The organism is Aeromonas aquatica (assembly GCF_000764655.1).
Taxonomy (GTDB): domain Bacteria; phylum Pseudomonadota; class Gammaproteobacteria; order Enterobacterales; family Aeromonadaceae; genus Aeromonas; species Aeromonas aquatica.
Genome location: NZ_JRGL01000020.1, coordinates 1 through 14,416, shown reverse-complemented (window position 1 = coordinate 14,416; position 14,416 = coordinate 1). Strand labels below are relative to the sequence as shown.

At 62.5% G+C, this 14,416-nt stretch carries 11 protein-coding genes; 6 read left to right on the top strand and 5 right to left on the bottom strand.

Annotation, left to right across the window (positions count from 1 at the left end; all coding sequences use genetic code 11):
* Window positions 1-141 precede the first annotated feature (141 nt).
* The 4 genes from LG30_RS0105370 (at window position 142) to chrA (ending at window position 3,444) form a co-directional block, all read left to right on the top strand.
* Window positions 142-570 (top strand): organic hydroperoxide resistance protein, encoded by a 429-nt coding sequence (locus LG30_RS0105370; protein ID WP_033129691.1) that lies wholly within the window; start codon window positions 142-144, stop codon window positions 568-570.
* Entirely contained in the window at window positions 567-1,571 is a 1,005-nt protein-coding gene (locus LG30_RS0105365) for an NADP-dependent oxidoreductase (protein WP_033129690.1), read from the top strand. The genes LG30_RS0105370 and LG30_RS0105365 overlap by 4 nt, the downstream gene beginning before the upstream one ends.
* A gap of 240 nt (window positions 1,572-1,811) precedes the next feature.
* A complete protein-coding gene (locus LG30_RS0105360; protein WP_033129689.1) occupies window positions 1,812-2,252 on the top strand; it encodes a nucleotide triphosphate diphosphatase NUDT15 in 441 nt (146 codons plus the stop codon).
* A 58-nt stretch (window positions 2,253-2,310) separates the two neighbouring features.
* Window positions 2,311-3,444: a chromate efflux transporter gene (chrA, locus tag LG30_RS0105355; protein WP_033129688.1), complete on the top strand. Its 1,134-nt coding sequence runs from the start codon at window positions 2,311-2,313 to the stop codon at window positions 3,442-3,444.
* A 71-nt stretch (window positions 3,445-3,515) separates the two neighbouring features.
* Here the strand turns inward: chrA and msrB are convergent, their stop codons facing one another.
* The 4 genes from msrB to malQ all read right to left on the bottom strand — a co-directional run bounded on the left by msrB (window position 3,516) and on the right by malQ (window position 10,662).
* The gene (gene msrB / locus LG30_RS0105350) at window positions 3,516-3,929 is read right to left on the bottom strand and encodes a peptide-methionine (R)-S-oxide reductase MsrB (protein WP_033129687.1); all 414 of its coding nucleotides are present in this window, start codon (window positions 3,927-3,929) and stop codon (window positions 3,516-3,518) included.
* Window positions 3,930-4,074: 145 nt separating this feature from the next.
* Window positions 4,075-6,216, bottom strand: coding sequence for a glycogen debranching protein GlgX (glgX, locus tag LG30_RS0105345; protein WP_033129686.1), 2,142 nt, complete (start codon window positions 6,214-6,216; stop codon window positions 4,075-4,077).
* Window positions 6,216-8,393 (bottom strand): 1,4-alpha-glucan branching protein GlgB, encoded by a 2,178-nt coding sequence (glgB, locus tag LG30_RS0105340; protein ID WP_033129685.1) that lies wholly within the window; start codon window positions 8,391-8,393, stop codon window positions 6,216-6,218. The genes glgX and glgB overlap by 1 nt, the downstream gene beginning before the upstream one ends.
* A 79-nt stretch (window positions 8,394-8,472) precedes the next feature.
* Window positions 8,473-10,662, bottom strand: a complete 2,190-nt coding sequence (gene malQ / locus LG30_RS0105335) for a 4-alpha-glucanotransferase (RefSeq protein ID WP_033129684.1) — start codon at window positions 10,660-10,662, stop codon at window positions 8,473-8,475.
* Window positions 10,663-11,006: 344 nt separating this feature from the next.
* Here malQ and gap point away from each other — a divergent pair, with 344 nt between their 5' ends.
* Together gap and LG30_RS0105325 are read left to right on the top strand one after the other, a co-directional pair.
* A complete protein-coding gene (gap, locus tag LG30_RS0105330) occupies window positions 11,007-12,002 on the top strand; it encodes a type I glyceraldehyde-3-phosphate dehydrogenase (RefSeq protein ID WP_033129683.1) in 996 nt (331 codons plus the stop codon).
* Window positions 12,003-12,111: 109 nt separating this feature from the next.
* Window positions 12,112-12,981 carry a D-hexose-6-phosphate mutarotase gene (locus LG30_RS0105325; protein ID WP_033129682.1) on the top strand — a complete coding sequence of 290 codons (870 nt, stop codon included), beginning with the start codon at window positions 12,112-12,114 and terminating at the stop codon, window positions 12,979-12,981.
* Window positions 12,982-13,137: 156 nt separating this feature from the next.
* Here LG30_RS0105325 and nadA read toward each other — a convergent pair whose 3' ends face one another.
* Window positions 13,138-14,211 carry a quinolinate synthase NadA gene (nadA, locus tag LG30_RS0105320; protein ID WP_033129681.1) on the bottom strand — a complete coding sequence of 358 codons (1,074 nt, stop codon included), beginning with the start codon at window positions 14,209-14,211 and terminating at the stop codon, window positions 13,138-13,140.
* Between the last annotated feature and the right edge of the window lie 205 nt (window positions 14,212-14,416).

Sequence of the window (14,416 nt, the reverse complement as noted above, 5' to 3'; positions counted from 1 at the left end):
GGGCACCTCGCTGACAAGTGGGGCCAGTATACCTCAGGAAAACGGAGGGCTGAATAATTTGCACACAAAACAGTTGCCAGCCCAAGGGTTCGGGATTAGTCTCGCTTTAGTTTGCACGCAAATCAATTCGAAGGCACCGACATGAAGACACTCTATCGCACTCAGGCCATCGCCCAGGCGGGCCGCAACGGCGAGGTCCATACCCTGGACAACAGCCTGCAACTGGCGCTGGCCCTGCCGACCGCCCTCGGCGGCAACGGCCATGGCAACAACCCCGAGCAGTTGCTGGCCGCCGGCTATGCCGCCTGCTTCTCCAACGCGCTGATCCACGTGGCCAGGCAGCTCGGCGCGCCCCTCGCCAGCGCCCCGGTCGAGGCGAGCGTCGAGCTGCTGGCCCTGAACGACGGCCGCTTCAATTTCGCCATCGCACTGGACGTCTCCCTCCCGGGGGTGCAGGCTGAGCAAATAGTGCGTCTGGCACACCAGACCTGCCCCTTCTCCAACGCCATGCGGGGCAATGTGATCACCCATCTCTCTCTCAACGGTACCCCACTGGAGGAAACACCATGAGTCAGCTCAGCCATCAAATTCAGCTGCTGCGTCGCCCGACCGGCCTGCCCACCCCGGCCGACTTCGCCCTGCGGGAGGTTCCCCTGCCCGAGCCTCAGGAGGGGGAGGTGCTGGTCGCCAACCAGTGGCTGTCGGTGGATCCCTACATGCGCGGCCGCATGAGCGAAGCCAAGAGCTATGTGCCCCCCTTCCCCCTCAATGGCCCCCTCGATGGCGGCGCCATCGGCACCGTGCTGGCCTCGCGCCACCCCGGTTTCAAGGTGGGGGATCGGGTGAGCAGCATGCTGGGCTGGCGGGATGCCTTCGTCGCCAAGGGGGAGCAGCTGACCCGGTTGCCCGCCACAGCGCTGCCGTCCCAACGCTTCCTCGGCGCCCTCGGCATGCCGGGCATGACCGCCTGGGCGGGTTTGCACAAGGTCGCCCGCCTGCAGGCCGGTGAGACCCTGCTGGTCTCGGCCGCCTCGGGCGCGGTCGGCACCATGGCGGTGCAGCTCGCCAAGCGCGCCGGGGCACGGGTGATAGGCTCGACCGGCTCGGCCGACAAGGTCGCCTATCTCAAGACGCTGGGCGCCGATGCGGTGATCAACTACAGGGAGACGCCGGATCTCGACGCCGAGCTGGCCCGCCTCGCTCCGGAAGGCATTCAGGTCTACTTCGAGAACGTGGGGGGCGCCATGCTGGACGCGGCCCTCAACAACATGGCGCTGCACGGGCGCATCGTCCTGTGCGGCCTCATCGAGCAGTACAACAGCAATGGCGAGGCGAAGGGCCCGCGCAACCTCGCCCAGATGATCCGCAAACGCATCCTGATGCAGGGGCTGCTGGTCTCCGATCACTGGCAGCACTATGGCGACTTCCTGGCCGAGGCCATCCCGGCGTTCGAGGCGGGCGCCCTGCAGGCCGAGGAGACCGTCAGCGAGGGGCTGGCCAGCATGCCGCAGGCCTTTATCGGGCTGTTCGAGGGACGCAACACCGGCAAAATGCTGGTCAGGCTGGATTAAGTCTCTCCCATCATACCGGCAAGATGCGGCTCAAGGGGGATTAGATCCCCTTCCTGATCGCCAGTCAGCCACTTGCACAGCGGGCCCATCCGACCTAAGGTGGGCCCGTTTTTTATGGTCTGTCTCGTCTTTGCAAGGAGCCTGTATGTCCACTACTTCCTATCCCCGCGTCGGAGATGCTGACGTCATCCTGACCAGGCAGGCCTCTCTCTCATGGTGATGCCACAGCAAGGAGCTTATATGTCCACCACCCCCTATCCTCGCGTCGGGGTCGGTGTCATCCTCGTCAACCATCAGGGCCAGGTACTGCTCGGCAAGCGCAGGGGCAGCCACGCCCCCTACTGGTCCATCGCCGGCGGTCATCTGGAGTTGGGGGAAAGCTTCGAGTCCGCCGCCATCCGGGAAGTCGCGGAAGAGACAGGCTTCGTCATCGAGGCCCCCAGGGTCATCGCCGTCACCAACAACCTGGAGACCTGGCAGGAGAGCGGGCTGCATTACATCTCTGTCACCCTGCTGGCCGAGGTGGAAGGGGAGCCACAACTGCTGGAGCCGGACAAGTGCGAAGGCTGGATCTGGTGCGATCCCCGCGCGCTGCCGGAGCCCCATTTCGATGCCAGCCGCCAGTCCATCGCCTGCTGGCTGGCGGGGCGCTGCTATCTGCCGCAATCCGAACTGTCATAAAAAAGTCGCCGCTTTGTCATATCATCGGGGTCGATGATGACAACGAGGGAGTGACGACGTGGGAAAGGTGTTTATTCAGTTTTTGTGGTTGGGCTGCGTCGGCTTCGGCGGACCCGCCGCCCATATCGGCTACTTTCAGCGTACCTTCGTCACCCGCCTTGGCTGGCTGAGCCAGGCCGAGTTTGCCCAGCTGCTGGCGCTGTGCCAGCTGTTGCCGGGCCCGGCCTCCAGCCAGCTCGGCTTCGCCATCGGTCGTCATCGGGCGGGGCTGGGAGGGGCGCTGGCCGCCTTCCTCGGTTTCACCCTCCCCTCCTTCCTGTTGCTGCTGGCGGCGGCCATCGGCCTCGGCCAAGCCGGCACCAACCTCTGGCTGGATGCCGCCCTGCACGGCCTCAAGCTGCTGGCCCTGGTGGTGGTGGCAGATGCCGTGCTCACCATGAGCCGCCAGTTCTGCAAGAGCCGGTTGCAGCAGGGCATCATGGTGGCCACCGCCGCCGCGCTCTGGTGGCAGCCCGGCCTGCTGACCCAGTCAGCCATGCTGATCGGGGCCGCCCTGCTCTGCGCCCGGCAGGCAGCACCGGCAAACTCCCACCCCGTATCCGCCCATCCGCCCCACTGGCCAACCCTGATCCTGTTCGGCCTGCTGTTTGTCGGCCTGCCCTGGCTGGCTCAGGGCCCGGCCAGCCAGCTGGTTGCCGACTTCTATCGGGCGGGCAGCCTGGTGTTCGGCGGCGGCCACGTGGTGCTGCCCCTGTTGCAGGAGAGCGTTGGCCACAGCCTCAGCCAGCCGCAGTTCCTGACCGGCTACAGCCTGGCCCAACTGGTGCCGGGCCCCATGTTCAGCCTGGCCAGCTACCTCGGCGCCTTGCTGCTGCCGGCCACGCCGCTCCTGGGCGCCCTGCTGGCGACCCTGGCGCTGTTCCTGCCGGGCTTTCTGCTGCTGTGGGCCATGGGGCCCTGCTGGCAAAGCTGGCTGGCCCGACCCCGGCTGGCAGGGGCGGTGACGGGGATCAACGCCGCCGTGGTGGGGCTGCTGCTGGCCGCCCTCTATCAGCCGGTGTGGCTAAGCGCCGTGCTGGCACCGGCCGATCTGGCGCTGGCCGCCGTCGCCTTCTATCTGCTGCGCGTCATCAGGCTGCCCATACTGGCGCTCGCCGCCCTGCTGGTCGGGGCCAGCCTGCTGCTGATCTGAGGGCCAACCAAGACCCCATAAAAAAATGGCGCCTCCGCAAGCGGAGGCGCCATTTTTCATTTCTGACGCTTTCAGGCGTCGGTATCGGGCTCGAAGTCCAGGCTCAGGCTGTTGACGCAGTAGCGCTGGCCGGTCTCGGTCGGCCCGTCCGGGAAGACGTGGCCGAGGTGGGAGCCACACTGGCTGCAGGTAATTTCCACCCGTGCCATGCCGTGGCTGCGATCCTCGGTGTAGGTCACTGTCCCCTCGATGGCCCGATCGAACGAGGGCCAGCCGCAGCCCGAATCAAACTTGGCTCCTGAGTGAAACAGCACGCTCTTGCAGCAGACACACTGATAGTCGCCGCTCTTGCGGTTGTGGAGCAGGGCACCGCTGTAGGGCTGCTCAGTGCCTTTCTCCCAGCAGACGCGAAACTGTTCGGCGCTCAGTTTGTTGCGCCACTGCTCGGGATTGCTGCGCCACCGTGCAGGATTGTTGCCATTCATACGGACTCCTCGTCATGCTTACCGGGCAGAAATGACACTGCCGAGTTCTCGGGATTGCTGCGCCACCGTTCAGGATTGTTGCCATTCATACGGACTCCTTGCCATGGGTAACGGCGCCCAGCATACCCAGTCAGGCCGTTTCACTCTACCCCGCCAGCGGGAACTGTGATCCCGTTGGCAACAAGACGGCAACATCCTGCGCCGCCATCACCCCTTCCCTTGCCAAGGCCACCGCCGACAGGGCGACGCGCTCCAGCAGCTTGAGGGAGTGGGCACGCCCCACCGCCACCTGCCGCTTGATGTCGTCCGGCAGGAAGGGCAGGCCGTCGTTGGTGGCGGTGTCGATGACCTGAACCCACTCCAGTCCGGTGCCGGGTGGCGGCAGGCGGAACTGGATGTCGTAGTCGCTGGCATTGAACAGCACGTACCAGCGTTCCCCGTCCCCCTCGATCATGCCGATGTCCATGGCAAACGCCTGCCCCATGGGGGCATGCCAGTCCTGATCGTTGAGCTGATGGCCATCGGGGTGATACCAGTTGACCTTGTGGCAGCTGACGGTGGTGCCATTCCAGCTGTCGTCGCTCAGTTGCAGATTGGAGAAGACCCCGGATTCCGCCCGCAGTGCCATCATCTGCCGGGTGAAGGCGAGCAGCCGTTCATCCTCCGGTCGCAGTTGCCAGTTGACCCAGCTTATCTGGTTGTCCTGACAGTAGGCGTTGTTGTTGCCAAGCTGGCTGCGCCCCATCTCGTCCCCGGCCAGGAAGTGCGGGGTGCCCTGGGAGAGCAGCAGGGTGGCAATGAGGTTGCGCTTCTGCTGCTGGCGCAGGTTGTTGATCCTGGGATCCAGGGTCGGCCCCTCGACCCCATGGTTGTAGGAGAGGTTGTTGCCGTGACCGTCTCGGTTGTCCTCGCCGTTGGCCTGATTGTGGCGCTGGTTGTAGGAGACCAGATCCTCCAGGGTGAAGCCGTCGTGGTAACAGAGGTAGTTGACGCTGGTGTGAGGGGCGCGCCAGTTCTTCGGGAACAGATCCCGCGAGCCCACCAGACGGGTTGCAAAGTCCCCCATCTTGCCGGCATCCCCGCGCCAGAAGGCGCGCACAGTGTCGCGATAGCGATCGTTGATCTCCAACCACTGGCTCGGGAACTGACCGAGCCGATAGCCGAAGGGGCCTATGTCCCAGGGTTCGGCGATGAGCTTGACCCGCGCCAGCACGGGATCCGCCAGCAGGGCCTTGAAGAAGGCGCTCATGGGATCGAACTCCCCCGCCTCCCGCGCCAGGGTGACCGCCAAGTCGAAGCGGAAGCCATCCACCTGCATCTCGGTCACCCAGTAGCGCAGGGCATCCAGCACCAGCCGCAGGCTGTTGGGGTGATCCAGGTTGACGCTGTTGCCACAGCCGGTCACGTTGGCGTGACGGTTGTAGTCCGGGCCGTGCGCCCCCGCCTCGAAGGCGTAGTAGCCCGCGTTGTCGAACCCCTTGAGGGACAGCATGGGGCCGTCGGCGCCGGATTCGGCGGTGTGGTTGTAGACCACGTCGAGTATCACCTCGAGCCCGGCTCTGTGCAGCTCGCGCACCATGGTCTTGAACTCGGTCAGCGCCTCTCCCGCCCCGTAGCGCGGCTCAGGGGCGAAGAAGGCGATGGGGTTGTAGCCCCAATAATTGGTGAGCCCCAGCTGCTCGAGCCTGGGCTCGGACATGAAGGCCGCCACCGGCATCAGCTGCACCGAGGTGACCCCAAGGGTGGTCAGGTGTTCGATCATCAGCGGATGGCTGATGCCGAGGTAGGTGCCACGCAGCTCGGCGGGGACGCCGGGATGCTGGCGGGTGAAGCCCTTGACGTGGGTCTCGTAGACGACGACCCGCTCGGGAGAAATGGCAGGCTTGCCGATCCCCTGCCAGTCGAAGGCGTCATCCACCACCACCGACTTGGCCACCATGGCCGCACTGTCCCCCTCATACTGCTCGTCGTCCCAGTGGGTCGGACGACTGAGCGCCCTGGCATAGGGATCGATCAGCAGCTTGTCGGGATCGAACAGCATGCCGTCCCGTGGCGTGCCATGGATCCGGTAGCCATAACGCTGACCCGCCCTGACGCCGCGCACATGGCCGAAACGATACTGGCCACGCTGGCCGGGCAGCGTCAGCCGAACCAGCTCCTGCTCCTGTTCATCGAACAGGCAGAGTTCCACCCGATCCGATTGGGGGGCCCAGACACAGAAGTGGCAACCCGTCTCATCGAGTCGGGCGCCCAGCGGGTAGTCCACCCCGTTTTCCATTACAAACATCAAGACTCCTGTTTGATGAACAAGGTCGCCAGCGGCGGCAAGTCCAGCACTATGCTGTGCGCCATCCCCTGCCAGGGCGTCGGCTCGGCGACGAAGGCCAGACCCACATCATAGTTGCTGCCCCAGTAATGCTCGCTGTCGGTGTTGAGCACCACGGCGTAGTGGCCTGCCGCCGGCACCCCCAGTCGATAGGCGATGCGCGGTACCGGGGTGAAGTTGCTGGCGATCAGGACGGGATTTTCACCCTGTTTGTCAGCTCTCAGCCAGGCGAAGATGCTGTTGTCGGCGTCGTTGTGATCCAGCCAGCGGAAGCCCGCTTGCTCATAATCGGCCTGATACAAGGCAGCTTCATGACGATAGAGGCGGTTGAGATCCCGGATCAGCCGCTGCTGACCGCCGTGCTTGGGGTATTGCAGCAACTGCCAGGGCAGCTGGGCATCGTGATTCCACTCGTTGCTCTGGGCGATTTCGGTGCCCATAAAGTTCAGCTTCTTGCCCGGATGAGCGTACATGAAGCCCATGTAGGCCCGCAGATTCGCGGCCTGCTGCCACTCGTCTCCCGGCATCTTGTAGAGCAAGGAGTGCTTGCCGTGCACCACTTCGTCGTGGGACAGCGGCAGGATGAAGTTCTCGTCATAGTGATACACCATGGAGAAGGTCATCTCGTTGTGGTGATAGCGGCGATGGATGGGCTCCTTCTGCATGTAGCTCAGGGTGTCGTGCATCCAGCCCATATTCCACTTGAAGCCAAATCCTAGGCCGCCGAGGAAGGTGGGACGGGAGACCCCGGCGAAGGCGGTGGACTCCTCGGCGATGGTCATGGTGTGGGGATACTTGCCGTACACCTCTTCGTTGGTCCACTTCAGCAGGCTGATGGCCTCGTAGTTGTGGTTGCCGCCATCGACGTTCGGCACCCACTCGCCGGCGTTGCGGGAGTAATCCAGGTAGAGCATGGAGGCGACCGCATCCACTCGCAGACCGTCGATGTGAAACTTGTCGAGCCAGAACAGGGCGCTCGCCACCAGGAACTGGCGCACGTTGTTGCGACCGAAGTCGTAGATGTAGGAGTTCCAGTCCGGGTGCCAGCCACGGCGTGGATCCTCGTACTCATAGAGCGGGGTACCGTCGAAGCGGGCCAGACCGTGGGCATCCGCCGGGAAGTGGGCCGGTACCCAATCCAGGATCACGCCTATCCCGGCCTGGTGGCACTGATCGACGAAGTATTTGAAGTCATCGACGCTGCCGAAGCGGCTGGTCGGCGAGAACATGCCCACCGGCTGATAGCCCCAGGAGCCGCTGAAGGGGTGCTCGGAGACCGGCATCAGCTCGATATGGGTGTACTCCATCTGCCTGACGTAGTCGACCAGCTCCACCGCCAGCTCGCGCCAGCTCAGGCTGTCACCGTTGGGATGACGCTTCCAGGAGCCCACGTGCAGCTCATAGATGGAGAGCGGCTGCCCCCGCTTGTCGTTGTGCTGGCTCTCGCGCCAGGCGGTATCCTGCCACTGGTACTGCTCATGGTCGTGGATGACGGAGGCAAAGGACGGGTATTGCTCGCAATAGAAGCCGACCGGGTCGCTCTTGTGGGGCAACCGGTGGCCGGCCGGATCTTTCAGTTCAAACTTGTAGCGATCCCCCGCCTTGAGGCCCGGCACGAACAACACCCAGTGACCGCACTGGCTGCGCTGCATGGGGTGGCGGCGACCGTCCCAGAAGTTGAAGTCGCCGATCAGGCTCACCGCGCTGGCGCTCGGCGCATAGACCGCGAAGCGTACCCCTTCCACCCGCTGGCCAAGATGGTCGACGCTGCGCAGCTGGGCACCGAGGGTGTGGTAGATGTTTTCCGGCTGCGAGGTCAGTTCTGCCAGGCCATCCCAGGCGGTGGCCTGAAACTGATAGGGGTCGGTGAATTCGGCACTGGCATCGGGGTAGCTGGCGATCAGCTGATAGGGGAAGGGATTCTTGCGACGGGTGAAAACAGTTTCAAAAAGGCCCGCTTCGTCGGCGGGGGTCAGGGTGGCCACTATCTTGCCGGACTTGAGATCCCTGACTCGGACCTCGAGGGCATCGGGCAACCAGGCGGTGAGTTTCAGGCCTGGTCCACCCGGATTGGCCAGCAGGCCTAGATGGGAGAAGGGCTCGGCACAGCGGGCGGCAACCAAATGTTCAACGGGCATCGACATTTCCTTTCATGGCTGAGCATCCGCTCCGGCCGAGGCCGAAGCGGATGAAAGTAAGTCAGTTGGCGACAATGGCTCAACGACTGGCCTCGTCACGGGCCTGGCTCATCTTGCCTGCCAGCGCCTTGAGCGCCTCATCGGCAAAAATATCCTCCAGATCGCGAGAGAGCTTGCGACGCCAGTTGGGATACTCGTAACTGGTACCCGGCACGTTGACCGGCTTGTCCATCTCCAGCCAGTCTTCCAGCTGGGTGCTGAACAGGGCGCAGCTGCCGCGGGACATGTGGAGCTGCAGACCGTGGTTGAGCTCGGTGTTCATGCCGACCCAGTTCACGTCATGACTGACGCTGTCAGAGATGACCCCATGGGCGTGCAGACTGTCAAGGATCCGCTGCTTGGCCTGGTGGCGATCAGCATACAGGGTCTTGAGCACCTCTTCATCTGGATACAATCCCAGCTCGCGACCGAGCGCCAGATCGTCGCAATGCCAGAACCCCTTCAGGGTCGGCATGTCGTGGGTGGTCAGGGCCGACATCGCCTGCTCGGTGTAGTGGGCAGGAGAGATGAAGCCGCCATCCCCCTTGGAGCGCTCGAAGAAGAACACCTTGTAGGAGTGCACGCCGTTCTCTTTAAGAGTGACATCTATGCCCTCCGGCACTGTGCCGAGATCTTCACCGATCAGCAGACACTGATTGCGGTGAGATTCGAGCGCCAGGATCCCCAGCAGATCGTTGACCGGGTAGTAGATGTAGGCACCCTTGGCGGCAGACTCTCCGGGCGGCACCCACCACAGGCGCAGCAAGGCCATCACGTGGTCGATACGCAGCGCGCCACAGGCACGCATGTTGGCGCGGAACAGGTCCACCATGGGCTGATAGGCCGCCTCGAACAGCTGGTTCGGGTTCATGGGGGGCAGGCCCCAGTTCTGACCGAGCGGGCCCAGGATATCGGGCGGCGCACCGACCGAGGCCTTGGGGCAGTAGAGATCCCGGTTCGCCCAGATCTCGGTGGAACCTTCGGAGACACCCACCGCCAGATCGCGGTAGATCCCCATCACCATGCCGGCAGCCTTGGCACGGGCATCGGCTTGCGCAAGCTGCTCGTCGGCCAGGAACTGCAGATAGAGATAGAACGCCACATCCTGACTGTGCTCGCGCATCCAGGCTGCCACTTCGGGATTGTGGTAATCACGCAGCGCCTCTGGCCAGACCGGCCAGCCCCAGGCATTGTCGCCCTTGGCATAGAAATGAGCCTGGATCGCATCGAACGCCGCCTGCTGTTGCAGGCTGTCGCCACCGGCGGCCACGAAGGCATCGAACTTGGCCTGGCGCTCGGCGCCAAAGCTGGCCTGTTCGAACACCTGACGCAACATGCCGATCTTGGTTTCGATGACGCCGGTATAGTCCACGTTCTCCTTGGCACGCAGGGAGGCGAGGTGCTGCTGGAAGGCAGGATTGGCTACCTCGGCCTTGAGTCGCTCGTTGGCCAGAAACTCGGGCACCGCCTCGACGTTGATGTAGGCCACGTTGAGCCAGCGACGGGAGGAGGGGCTGTAAGGGCTGGCGCTCTCCGGGTTGGCCGGATAGAGCGCGTGGATCGGGTTCAGACCGACGAAGTGGGCGCCCCAGGCGGCCGCCTTCTCGACCAGCTGGCCGAGATCGCTGAAATCCCCCATGCCCCAGTTGTGGCGGCTGCGCAGGCAATAAAGCTGCACGCTCGGGCCCCACACCTTGCGCCCGTTGGCGATCGGCGCCTGCTTGTAGCAGGACTTGGGAGCGACGATGAGGCGCATGCTGGCCAGTGGCTCGTCGTTGCCCTCTTCCAGCAGGATCAGCTGGTGATAGCCGAGCTCGGGCTGCACATCCAGCGCCACGCGATAGGCCTGGCATTCCATCTCCTCAAACTCGGCGACCCCGACCAGCTCTCCCTCGATGGGGGTCAGCTGGCCGGACAACAGGGCTCCTTGCTCCAGCGCGATCTGCCAATGCAACGCATCGTTGACGAACTCGATGGGCAGACGAACTTCCAGGCTGATGGCCTCGCCACTGCGCACCACCATCACGGGATCCAATGGACGCAACCAGTGCTGGCGGTGCTCCTGCTCCAGCTGCTCGGTCAGGGCGGCCTCGTCATCGACGCGGTAACCCATGGCGCCCAGCATGGCGGCCTTGCTCTCTTCGGATACCTGGGCCGGGTGGCCCCAGGCATCAACATACTCGCTGGCGATGCCTTTGGCGGCAGCCAGCTGTTCAATCAGGGTGGTCATAGTTTGAGAATTCCCGCTGTGGATTCTATCTATACTATTTGATTAATTTTTATGGGTGGTGCTTGAACAGTGGCTCTTTGGCCATGCTAAACCGCGCACATTTTTACATATCTCCCCGGCTGGATGTGTGACCGAGCAGGCACTATTGTTGATCTCTGTGACGAGAACCAGCCGATGGCATTTTCGACAAAAGTTGGTAGTCAGTTACATAAACCGAAAATAAATTTCACAGTTTTTCATGATATAGCGCAATTTCAGACAGATTGTTGGTTGACTCACCGGTGAGTTCTAGTAAATTTACAAACGGAATTTTCTTTGACTACTGAACAGTTAGGTAACCAAATATGACTATCAAAGTAGGTATTAACGGTTTTGGCCGTATCGGCCGTTTCGTCTTCCGTCTGGCCGCTGAGCGTGCTGACATCGAAGTGGTTGGCATCAACGACCTGATCGACGTTGACTACATGGCTTACATGCTGAAGTACGACTCCACTCACGGCCGCTTCAATGGCACCGTTGAAGTCAAAGACGGCAACCTGGTTGTCAACGGCAAAACCGTACGTGTTACCGCTGAACGTGACCCGGCAAACCTGAAGTGGGATGCCATCGGTGTTGACGTTGTTGCCGAAGCCACCGGTCTGTTCCTGGACGACGCGACTGCTCGTAAGCACATCGCTGCCGGTGCCAAGAAAGTCGTACTGACCGGCCCGTCCAAAGACGCTACCCCTATGTTCGTCATGGGTGTTAACGACTCTACCTACGCTGGCCAGGACATCGTTTCCAACGCTTCCTGCACCACCAACTGCCTGGCCCCGATCGCCAAGGTTCTGAACGATACCTTCGGTATCGAATCCGGCCTGATGACCACTGTCCACGCTACCACTGCTACCCAGAAGACCGTTGATGGTCCGTCAGCCAAAGACTGGCGCGGTGGCCGCGGTGCGGCTCAGAACATCATCCCGTCCTCTACCGGTGCTGCCAAGGCTGTTGGCGTCGTTATCCCGGAACTGAACGGCAAACTGACCGGCATGGCTTTCCGCGTACCGACTCCGGACGTGTCCGTTGTTGACCTGACCGTCAACCTGAAGAAAGCCGCCACCTACGCCGAAATCTGCGCAGCCATGAAAGCCGCCTCCGAAGGTTCCATGAAGGGCGTGCTGGGCTACACCGAAGATCAAGTGGTCTCCACTGACTTCCTGGGTGAGCGTCAGACTTCCGTGTTCGATGCCAAGGCTGGTATCGCGCTGAACGACAAATTCGTTAAAGTTGTATCTTGGTACGACAACGAAATGGGCTACTCCAGCAAGGTTCTGGACCTGATCGCTCACATCTCCAAGTAATTTGGGATGCGCAATCGCGTAGCTTGAAAAAAGGCGGCCATTGGCCGCCTTTTTGTATTCTGAGTCTTGTAACCCTCTTTTCTGAATGTGCGCGAGCACAGGAGCCTTCATGCAACCCATACGCACTCTGACAGCCCACTGCAGCCTCAGCCACAACGAGACAGGGCTGCCCCTGCTGACCATCGACAATGCCTATGCCAAGGCCGAGATCAGCCTGTTTGGCGCCCATGTGCTGAGCTATCAGCGCCATGGTGAACCGGCTTCTCTCTGGCTCAGTGACAAGGCCGTGCTGGACGGCAGCAAGCCCATCCGGGGTGGCATCCCCCTGTGCTGGCCCTGGTTTGGCCCCGCACCCGCGCGCGTTGGCAGCGGCAAACCCGCCCATGGCTTCGCCCGCACCACACTGTGGTCCCTGGATGGCGTCTCCGACCACGAGGATGGCACGCTCGTCCATCTGTCTCTGCGCGACACCGACGCCAGCCGTGCCCTCTGGCCTCACGCCTTCGAGCTGGAGCTGGACGTGCTGATCGGCAAGGAGTTGTCACTGGTGCTGACCACCCGCAACACTGGCAACAGCCCCCTCGTCTACAACGCCGCCCTGCATACCTATCTGCAGATAAGCAGCCCGGCAGCCGTCAGCGTGACTGGCCTGGGCGCACCTTACCTGGACAAGGTGACCGGTGGCCAACCAGCACAGCAGCAGGGCGCTCTGACGCTCTCTGGCGCCCTGGATCGCATCTACCTGCAACCAGAGCCCAGAGTCACTGTTCAGGATGCGGAGCGTGCCACTCATGTGGTCAGCGGCAACCACGACAGCATAGTGGTCTGGACCCCCTGGCTGGAAGGCGCCAGCGCCATGGCCGACATGAGCGATGACGGCTACCGCACCATGCTCTGTGTCGAAGCCGCCATCACGGCCGAGGCTGGAGTAGTCATAGCGCCGGATGAGGAGCACAGCTTCTCTACCGTGATCATCTGATCCCTGAGTGACGACGGCTCTCTCTCCAGCCTCCGGGTCGAGACCGTCATCACCGTCAATGCTGACATCACAGTGATGCCGGATAAGGAGCACCGCCTCCATAACGAAAGAGGGCACCCATTGGGTGCCCTCTTTACGTTCAATGCTCCGAAGAAATCAGGCATTGCCCTGGGTCTTGAGCCTGAGCTCGGCGGCAAAGTTCAGCATCCGATCCAGCGGGATCAGTGCCTTCACCCGCAGCGCCTCGTCCACCAGGATCTCGTGACGCTCGGCGCCATCGGTCAACGCCTCCTTGATCGCCACCAGGCCGTTCATCGCCATCCAGGGGCAATGGGCACAGCTGCGGCAGGTGGCACCATCACCACCGGTCGGCGCCTCGACCATCTCCTTGTCCGGGCAGGCCTGCTGCATCTTGTAGAAGATGCCGCGATCGGTCGCCACGATCAGCTTCTGCTGGGGCAGCTCTTTGGCCGCCTTGATCAGCTGACTGGTGGAGCCCACCGCGTCGGCCAGCTCGATGACCGAGGCGGGGGATTCCGGGTGTACCAGCACGGCCGCATCCGGGTTCTGGGCCTTGAGCTCGCGCAGGGCCTTGGCCTTGAACTCGTCATGGACGATGCAGTGCCCCTGCCAGCGTAACATCTCGGCCCCGGTCTTCTTTTCGATATAGGCGCCGAGGTGCCTGTCCGGACCCCAGATGATCTTGTGGCCCTGACTGTCGAGGTGCTCGACGATCTCCAGCGCAATGCTGGAGGTCACCACCCAGTCGGCCCGTGCCTTCACGGCGGCCGAGGTATTGGCATAGACCACCACTATGTGGTCTGGATGGGCGTCACAGAACGCGGAGAACTGATCGATGGGGCAGCCCAGATCAAGGGAACACTCGGCCTCCAGGGTTGGCATCAGCACCCGCTTGTGAGGGCTCAGGATCTTGGAGGTCTCTCCCATGAAACGCACCCCGGCCACGATCAGGGTCTGGGCGGCGTGATCCCGGCCAAAACGGGCCATCTCGAGGGAGTCACCGACGAAACCGCCTGTGGCCTCGGCCAGCGCCTGGATCTCGGGGTCAGTGTAATAGTGGGCAACCAGCACGGCCTGACGCGTCTCGAGCAGCGCCTTGATCTCGGTGATCAGGGCCGCCTTCTGTTCGGCAGTCAGGGGAGCCGGTTTGACCGGAAAGGGATAGTCCATCTCGATGACCGGAGGGACACTGATCAGTGCATTGCTCATTGCGACTGTTCCATCAACGCTTGGAAAGGTAAAAATTATACCCAGAAGCAAGCCACAAACCCATCAACAAATCCAGCCGACGGGATAAGTGATTCCACGGCCTCATGATTATGTTTTGGCTGATCAGCCGCCAGATCGTAGAAACGAAAAAACCCGCGATGCAGCGGGCTTCTGGCTTTCTTTGAAAAGAAAGTGGTGGTCGTTA